The 7,730-nt window shown below is 73.7% G+C and carries 5 protein-coding genes and 1 pseudogene; 2 read left to right on the top strand and 4 right to left on the bottom strand.

Features of this window, described 5'->3' with window-relative positions; translation table 11 throughout:
• A pseudogene (locus tag ACFVSN_RS34990) lies at window positions 1-87 on the top strand (ATP-binding protein); the annotation flags it as partial.
• 60 nt (window positions 88-147) lie between these two features.
• Here ACFVSN_RS34990 and cimA read toward each other — a convergent pair.
• The 4 genes from cimA to ACFVSN_RS34970 all read right to left on the bottom strand — a co-directional run bounded on the left by cimA (window position 148) and on the right by ACFVSN_RS34970 (window position 5,317).
• Window positions 148-1,752: a citramalate synthase gene (gene cimA, locus ACFVSN_RS34985; RefSeq protein WP_387957509.1), complete on the bottom strand. Its 1,605-nt coding sequence runs from the start codon at window positions 1,750-1,752 to the stop codon at window positions 148-150.
• 360 nt (window positions 1,753-2,112) lie between these two features.
• Window positions 2,113-3,225, bottom strand: a complete 1,113-nt coding sequence (locus tag ACFVSN_RS34980) for a branched-chain amino acid aminotransferase (protein ID WP_380441409.1) — start codon at window positions 3,223-3,225, stop codon at window positions 2,113-2,115.
• A gap of 259 nt (window positions 3,226-3,484) precedes the next feature.
• Complete coding sequence (locus tag ACFVSN_RS34975; protein WP_380441407.1) at window positions 3,485-4,522, bottom strand: 3-isopropylmalate dehydrogenase; 1,038 nt, start codon at window positions 4,520-4,522, stop codon at window positions 3,485-3,487.
• Window positions 4,523-4,531: 9 nt separating this feature from the next.
• On the bottom strand, window positions 4,532-5,317 hold the full coding sequence (locus ACFVSN_RS34970; RefSeq protein ID WP_387957507.1) for a Uma2 family endonuclease: 786 nt from the start codon (window positions 5,315-5,317) through the stop codon (window positions 4,532-4,534).
• On the opposite strand from ACFVSN_RS34970, the gene ACFVSN_RS34965 reads away from it, so the two are divergent.
• Window positions 5,240-7,672 (top strand): YfhO family protein, encoded by a 2,433-nt coding sequence (locus ACFVSN_RS34965; protein ID WP_387957505.1) that lies wholly within the window; start codon window positions 5,240-5,242, stop codon window positions 7,670-7,672. The genes ACFVSN_RS34970 and ACFVSN_RS34965 overlap by 78 nt on opposite strands.
• The last annotated feature ends 58 nt before the right edge of the window (window positions 7,673-7,730 follow it).

The raw sequence follows: 7,730 nt of genomic DNA, 5'->3' as shown, positions 1-7,730 counted from the left end.
ATCACCCTCGACGCCCGCCGCCGCGACAGCGCCAAGAGCGCCCTCATCACCCTCGTCGAACACGCCCTCCTCGCCCGACTCCGCTAGCCGACGCGCCCGTGGCCCGCGGATCGAACCTCCGCGGGCCACGGGAGGGTTGACGGATCGTCACTCGGTGGGCTCCACGCCCGCCCGGATCAGGCCGTAGGTGTACGCGTCCTCCAGCGCCAGCCAGGAGGCGGCGACGACGTTGTCGGCCACGCCGACGGTGGACCACGTCGACGAGCCGTCGGTGGACTCGATCAGCACCCGGGTCTTGGAACCGGTGCCGTGCTGGCCCTCCAGGATGCGGACCTTGTAGTCGACCAGTTCCAGCTTGGCCAGCTGCGGGTGGATGCCTTCGAGCGCCGTGCGCAGGGCCTTGTCCAGCGCGTCGACCGGGCCGTTGCCCTCGCCGGTGGCGATCCGGCGCACGCCCTTGGCCCACAGCTTGACCGTCGCCTCGTTGCCCGTGAAGCCGTTCGGGCCCTGCTCGCTGATGGTCCGCCAGGACTCCAGCGTGTAGAAGCGCTCCCGGCTGCCGCGCACCTCGTCGCGCAGCAGCAGTTCGAAGGAGGCGTCCGCGGACTCGTACGTGTAGCCGAGGTTCTCCTGCTCCTTGACCCTGGCGACCACCCGGCCGGCCAGGTCGCGGTCGGTGGAGAGGTCGTAGCCGAGCTCCTTGCCCTTCAGCTCGACCGAGGCCCGGCCGGCCATGTCGGAGACCAGCATCCGCATGGTGTTGCCGACCAGCTCGGGGTCGATGTGCTGGTACAGGTCCGGGTCCACCTTGATCGCGGAGGCGTGCAGCCCGGCCTTGTGCGCGAAGGCGGAGTAGCCGACGTACGGCTGGTGGGTGGCGGGGGTCAGGTTCACCAGCTCGGCGATGGCATGCGAGATCCGGGTCATCTCGGCGAGCCGGCCCGCGGGCAGCACCCGGCGGTCGTACTTGATCTCCAGCGCGCCCACCACCGGGAACAGGTTGGCGTTGCCGACCCGCTCGCCGTAGCCGTTCGCGGTGCACTGCACGTGGGTGGCGCCGGCGTCCACCGCGGCCAGGGTGTTGGCGACGGCGCAGCCGGTGTCGTCCTGGGCGTGGATGCCGACCCGGGCACCGGTCGAGGCGATCACGTCGGCGACGATGTCGCGCACGCCGGCCGGCAGCATGCCGCCGTTGGTGTCGCACAGCACGACCACGTCGGCCCCCGCGCGGTGCGCGGTGCGGACGACGTCGAGCGCGTAGTCGCGGTTGGCCCGGTAGCCGTCGAAGAAGTGCTCGCAGTCGATGAACACCCGGCGGTCCGCGGCCCGCAGGAACTCGACGCTGTCCCGGATCATCTCCAGGTTCTCGTCCAGGGTGGTGCGCAGGGCCAGTTCGACGTGCCGGTCGTGCGCCTTCGCGACCAGGGTGACGACGGGGGCGCCGGAGGTGACGAGCGCCGCCAGCTGCGGGTCGTCGGCGGCCCGGCCGCCCGCCCGGCGGGTGGCGCCGAAGGCGACCAGTTGCGCGTGTTCGAGCGTGAGCTCGGCGGCGGCGCGGGCGAAGAACTCCGTGTCGCGCGGGTTGGCCCCGGGCCAGCCGCCCTCGATGAACCCCACCCCGAAGTCGTCCAGGTGCCGGGCAATGGCCAGCTTGTCGGCCACCGTGAGGTTGATGCCCTCCCGCTGCGCGCCGTCGCGCAGGGTGGTGTCGAACACGTGGAAGCTGTCGTCGGTACGGGTGACCTCGGTCATGACCCCTGGTTCTCCGTTCGGGGAGGTTTCGTACTGCTCTGCCGGTTCGTCGTCCCGGCTCCACTGTCCAGCATCCCGCGCGCGGCCCCGGTGTCCCCGAGCCCTTCGTGGGGGCTCTCGGCCGGTCCGGGAAACAAAAAGACCCCTCGCGGGTGCGAGAGGTCTGCGCGCGGGTCTGGACGCTGGTGGTCGCTCCGCATCGGGTCGTGCGGGAGCGGTCACTGCGGACCGGCGCGCCTGCTGCTAATAATCAGCGACAGCGAGGACACGCTGGCAGTCTGGCACACCCTCCGCGGTCCGGCCCGCACGTCTCGCGATGCGAAACGGTGCGGGCCGGAGGCGGTGGGGCGGGAGCGGAGATCAGACGATCTTGTGCAGCCAGCCGTGGGTGTCGGGGCTCTGGCCACCCTGGATGGCGAGCAGGGCCTTGCGCAGCTCCATGGTGACCGGGCCGGGCTCGCCGGTGCCGACCGTCCAGTCGGCGGCGGCGGACTTGACCGAGCCGACCGGGGTGATGACGGCGGCGGTGCCGCACGCGAAGACCTCGGTGAGGGTGCCGTCGGCGTTGGCCTGCTGCCACTCGTCGGTGGAGATCTTCCGCTCCTCGACGGCGTAGCCGAGGTCGGCGGCCAGGGTCAGCAGCGAGTCGCGGGTGATGCCGGGCAGCAGGGCGCCGGACAGCTCCGGCGTGACGATCTTCGCGTCCTCGCCCTCGCCGAAGACGAAGTACAGGTTCATGCCGCCCATCTCCTCGACCCACCGGTGCTCGGCGGCGTCGAGCCAGACCACCTGGTCGCAGCCCTTCTCGGCGGCCTGGGCCTGGGCGACCAGCGACGCGGCGTAGTTGCCGGCGCACTTGGCGGCGCCGGTGCCGCCGGGCGCGGCCCGGACGTACTCCTTGGACAGCCAGACCGAGACCGGCTTGACGCCGCCCGGGAAGTACGCGCCGGCCGGGGAGGCGATGATCATGAACAGGTAGGAGTTCGCCGGGCGCACGCCCAGGCCGACCTCGGTGGCGAACATGAACGGCCGCAGGTACAGGCTCTGCTCGGGCTCGTTCGGCACCCAGGCCTGCTCCTGCTGGACCAGCAGCTCGACGGCCTCGACGAAGGTCTCGACCGGCAGCTCCGGCATGGCCAGGCGGCGGGCCGAGGCCTGGAAGCGGGCGGCGTTGGCCTCCGGGCGGAAGGTGGAGATCGAGCCGTCGGCCTGGCGGTAGGCCTTCAGGCCCTCGAAGATCGCCTGGCCGTAGTGCAGGGTCATGTTCGCCGGGTCGATCTCCAGCGGCGCGTACGGCGCCAGCTGGGCGTCGTGCCAGCCCCGGCCCTCGGTCCAGCGGACGGTGACCATGTGGTCGGTGAAGACGCGACCGAACCCGGGGTTGGTCAGCCGGGCCTCGCGCTCCGCGTCGGACAGCGGGCTGGCGGAGGGCTTGAGGTCGAACGTGATGGGCGCCTGGGTGGGCGTGCTCATGGCTGTGTGTCCTTCACCGTGGGGTTGGTTCGGGCCGCCACCGCCGGCTGAGCGTCGCTGCGGGCGGGTGAACGCCCGAACACACGCACAACGGCACGGCCCACTGTCGATACTCGCATCCAGAGGGCCGTGCCGAACAGTCGCCTGCCGCTTGGGAAGCTGCAAGCTGCGGTTATGTGGTCCGGCCCCGCGGCCGGATTCCCTTGTGGGGGTCGCGGCCCGTAATCGGCCGGAACTCCGCTGGTCGGATCCGGCCCCCTCAGCCGGATACTCGGGCGGCGAGCGCGTCGCCGACCTGGGAGGTGGTGCGGGTGCCGGAGCGCTCGGTCAGGTCCGCGGCGACCGCGGCCTCGACCCGGGCGGCCTCGGCGGCCAGGCCCAGGTGGTCCAGCAGCATCGCGACCGACAGCACGGTGGCCGTCGGGTCGGCCTTGCCCTGGCCCGCGATGTCCGGCGCGGAGCCGTGCACCGGCTCGAACATCGACGGGAACTCCCCGCCCGGGTTGATGTTGCCGCTCGCGGCCAGGCCGATCCCGCCGGTCACGGCGGCGGCCAGGTCGGTCAGGATGTCGCCGAACAGGTTGTCGGTGACGATGACGTCGAAGCGCTCCGGCTGGGTGACGAAGAAGATGGTCGCCGCGTCGACGTGCAGGTAGTCGGTGGTGACCTCGGGGAACTCCGCGCCGACCTCGGCGAAGATCCGCGTCCACAGGTGGCCGGCGTGCACCAGCACGTTGTTCTTGTGGACCAGGGTGAGCTTCTTGCGCGGCCGCGCCTGCGCCCGCCGGTAGGCGTCGCGCACCACGCGCTCGATGCCGAAGGCGGTGTTCAGGCTGACCTCGGTGGCCACCTCGTGCTCGGTGCCGGTGCGCAGCGAGCCGCCGTTGCCGACGTACGGGCCCTCGGTGCCCTCGCGGACGACCACGAAGTCGATCTCGGGCTGCCCTGCCAGCGGCGACGCGACGCCCGGGAACAGCCGGCCCGGCCGCAGGTTGATGTGGTGGTCGAAGGCGAACCGCAGCTTCAGCAGCAGCCCCCGCTCCAGCACGCCCGACGGGACGCTCGGGTCCCCGATGGCGCCGAGCAGGATCGCGTCGTGGCCCTTCAGCTCCGCGAGGACCTCGTCCGGCAGCGTCTCCCCGGTCCGGTGGTAGCGCCGGGCCCCGAGGTCGTACTCGGTGGTCTCCAGCTTCACCTCGGCGGGAAGCACGGCCCTGAGGACCTTGAGCCCTTCGGCCACGACTTCCTGGCCGATGCCGTCACCGGGAACAACTGCGAGACGAATCGTGCGAGACATGCTCGGACCCTACTCCGGTGTCCCAGGGGCTGACACCTCGCGTCCACGATCCGGACGCGTCAGGGTGAGGTCGAGAGGAAACGGCTGTCTCGTCACCAGGCGGTCGGGAAAAACCCCGGTCGGAACGTAGTCACTCGACGCCAGGTCCAACTCGTAGGTGTGGACGACCGGGCGGTCCTGCTCGTACTCGACCCGCCAGAAATACCGGATACCGGCGTTCGCGTACTTGCGCGGCTTGAGCTCACGATCGCGCTCCGCCGATTCCTCCTCAACCACTTCGACCACCAGCAGGACGTCCTGCGCGAGACAGAACGTCTGGTCGGGGCCAGTGTCCGCCCTGGCGTCCACCACCATCACGTCCGGCTCCGGTCGGTTCCGGGCGTCAAGCTTCAATCCCATCCGGCCCCAGACCTCCCAGCCCTCCGGCGCCTGGTCCTCCAGCTGCCGTTCCAAGGTGCTGATCGTCCTTGAGTGGAACATCGTCTGGCGCGACGAGAAGATCAGGCTTCCGAAGAGCAACTCCGTGTGTGGAGGCTTGGCAGAACTGGCCCCGAGGCTGCTTCCACACCACCCGTTCGAAGGAGCGCGTACGCCCGGGAATGCGCTGGGGGCGCACTTACTGTGGCGGAGATCGGGATTCCTCGTGGAACGGGGCGCAGCGTGCGGGCTGGGTGGCGGCGGGAGGGCGGGGTCTGTGCGGGGGCGGGCGGGCTCGCGATGGGTGGGTACGCGCTGGCCGCCGGGCTCCGCGGGGCGTGGCCGCCCGGGGCGGACGACCTCGCGGTGCCGTTCCACGCCCACCTGTGGGACCTCGTGCACGGGCGCGCCGCCGGGGACCTCCTGTTCAACTGGAACAGCGGGTACGGAGTGCCGTTCCTCGCCGACTTCTTCGCGTACCTGATGAACCCGTTCTCCTGGCCCGCCGCGCTCCTCCCCCGCGACCAGGGACACCTCGCGGTCCTCCTCGTCACCCTCGCGAGCATCGGCCTGGGCACCGCCCTGATGACGCACGTCCTCGGCCGGCTGCACCCGGGCCCGCGCCGGCTGCGCGCGCTCACCGCCGTCGGGTACGGGCTCTGCGCCTGGGTGCTGGCCGTCGGCGGGGCGGCGCCGCACTGGCTGTGGGGCCTGGTCTCGCTGCCGCTGCTGTGCCTGGCCGGCGACTGGTGCCTGCACGAGCGCCGCTGGGTGCTCGGCTCGCTGTGCGTCGCGCTCGCCTGGGCCGGCAACCTCTACACCGCCGCGATGGCCACCATCACCGCCGGACTCGTGCTCGCCGTGCGGCTGCTGGCGACCCCCCGGCCGTTCCGCCACCGCGTCCGCACGACCGGCCGGGCCGTCACGATGGCCGTCGCCGGGGTCCTGCTCGCCTCCCCCGTCCTGTTCGTCGCCGTCCGGGCCGCCCGCGCCGCCCAGCCGGAGTCGCCCGTGGAGCCGCTCGGCCCGGACGGCTTCGGCGGGCACCTCGCGCAGTTGCTGCCCGGCACGCACGGTGGCGCCCCGCTGCCGGACGTCGCCATCGGCCTGTTCGGGCTGCTGCTGGTGTGCGGGCTGCCGTTCAACCGGCGGGTGCGGGTGCGCGAGCGGGCGGTGTGGTGCGGCGCGCTGGCGCTGGTGGTGCTGAGTTTCGTCTGGACGCCGACGGTGCTGGTCTGGCACGGCCTGGCGATCCCGGCCGGCGGGCCGTACCGGGTGGCGTTCGCGCTGAGCGGGCTGCTGGTGCTGGCCGCCTGGGTGTCGCTGGCGCACCGGCCGGACCTGCCCGCGCTGCTCGGCGGGGCCGCCGTGATCGCGGTGATCGCCGGACTGGCGGCGGGCCGGCACTCCGTGCGGACGTCCACCTGGCTGCTGCTGGCGGTCGGCGGGGCGGTGCTGCTCACCGCGCTGTGGGCGTCGCAGCGGTGGCACGCCGACCGGCGGGCCGGCGCCGCCCTCACCTGGGTGCTGGGCGGCGCGGTGCTCGGCAACGCCGTCTGGTCCGGCTACGCGGCGCTGGCCCCCGGCCCGGAGGGGACGGCCTCCGGCACGGCGGTGCGGGCCGCCCACGCGGCGGTGCGCCGGGCCGCGGACTGGCCCGCCGGGCGCAGCGACCCGGGCCCGCACGCCTTCACCCCCAACGACCCGCTGCTCCTCGACGGCCAGGGCGGCGGCTACTTCAGCGGCTACCTGCCGACCGTCGCCGCCCTGCTCCTGCACGACCTCGGCGCGGGCTGGACGGCGGGCGGGCGGAGCACCGGCAGCGTCACCGACCCGGTCGGGCAGGCGCTGTTCGCCGTCCGCGCCCACCTGGACGACGGCCCCCCGCCGGACGGCTTCGCCCCCGGCCGGGCCGCCGCGCCGCCGCTGGTCACCGTGCTGCCGGCGGGCCACCGGGTGGACACCACCTCGGTGTGGTCGCGGCAGGAGTCACTGCTCGGCGGCCCGGTGTACGACGCTCCGGTGCCCGTCCCGGCGGGCGGCCCGGCGCCGACGCCGCACGGCAGCAGCGGCTGGTCGCTGCCGGGCGGGGGCGCGGCGACGGAGTTCACGGCGGCGTGCACGCCCGGCGGGACGGCGTTCTTCCACGGCGTCTGGTACCGGGGCACGGTCAGCGGCCTCGGCACCACCTACCGCAGCGAGGGCGACCAGCCGACCACCGCCGTCCCGGTCCACCGGCTGGGGCCGGTCCCGGCCGACGGGCTGGTCCGGGTGGCACTGCGGTCCGACGGGGTGAGCCAGGTCCCGGCCCGCCCGATCGGCTGCCTGCGGCCGGGCGCCCTGGAGGCGGCCGTGGCCCGGCTGACGGCGACCGGCGCGACCCGGGTGACGGCCGGCGGCCACGCGCTCACCGCCGTCCTCCCGGCCGGCTCGACGGGCACGGCGCTGGTGTCCGTCCCGGCCACCGAGGGGTGGACCTGCGCGGCCGGCGGCGGCCGGCCCGCGGAGCCCACACCGGTCCTGGGCATGATCGGCGTCCCGCTGGGGGCGGGGGCGGACCGCGTCACGTGCGCGTTCCGGCCGCCCGGCCTCACCGAGGGCCTGGTCGTCACGTCCGCGACCACGGCGGCCCTCGCCCTGGTCGCCGTCTTCACCCGCGTCTCCCGCCGCCGCCCGCCGCACACCCCGCGCCGCGTCCGCCGCCGGGAGGCCCGCGCGGCACAGGCCAGCTGACGGCACGCGGAGGGGCGGCCCGCGCGTGTCGTGCGGGCCGCCCCTCCTTCCGTCCGGG

Origin of the sequence: Kitasatospora sp. NPDC057904 (assembly GCF_042887925.1) — a bacterium.
Lineage (GTDB): Bacteria > Actinomycetota > Actinomycetes > Streptomycetales > Streptomycetaceae > Kitasatospora.
The sequence above is the reverse complement of the archived record's forward strand: the minus strand, read 5'-3'. Positions and strand labels throughout refer to the sequence as shown.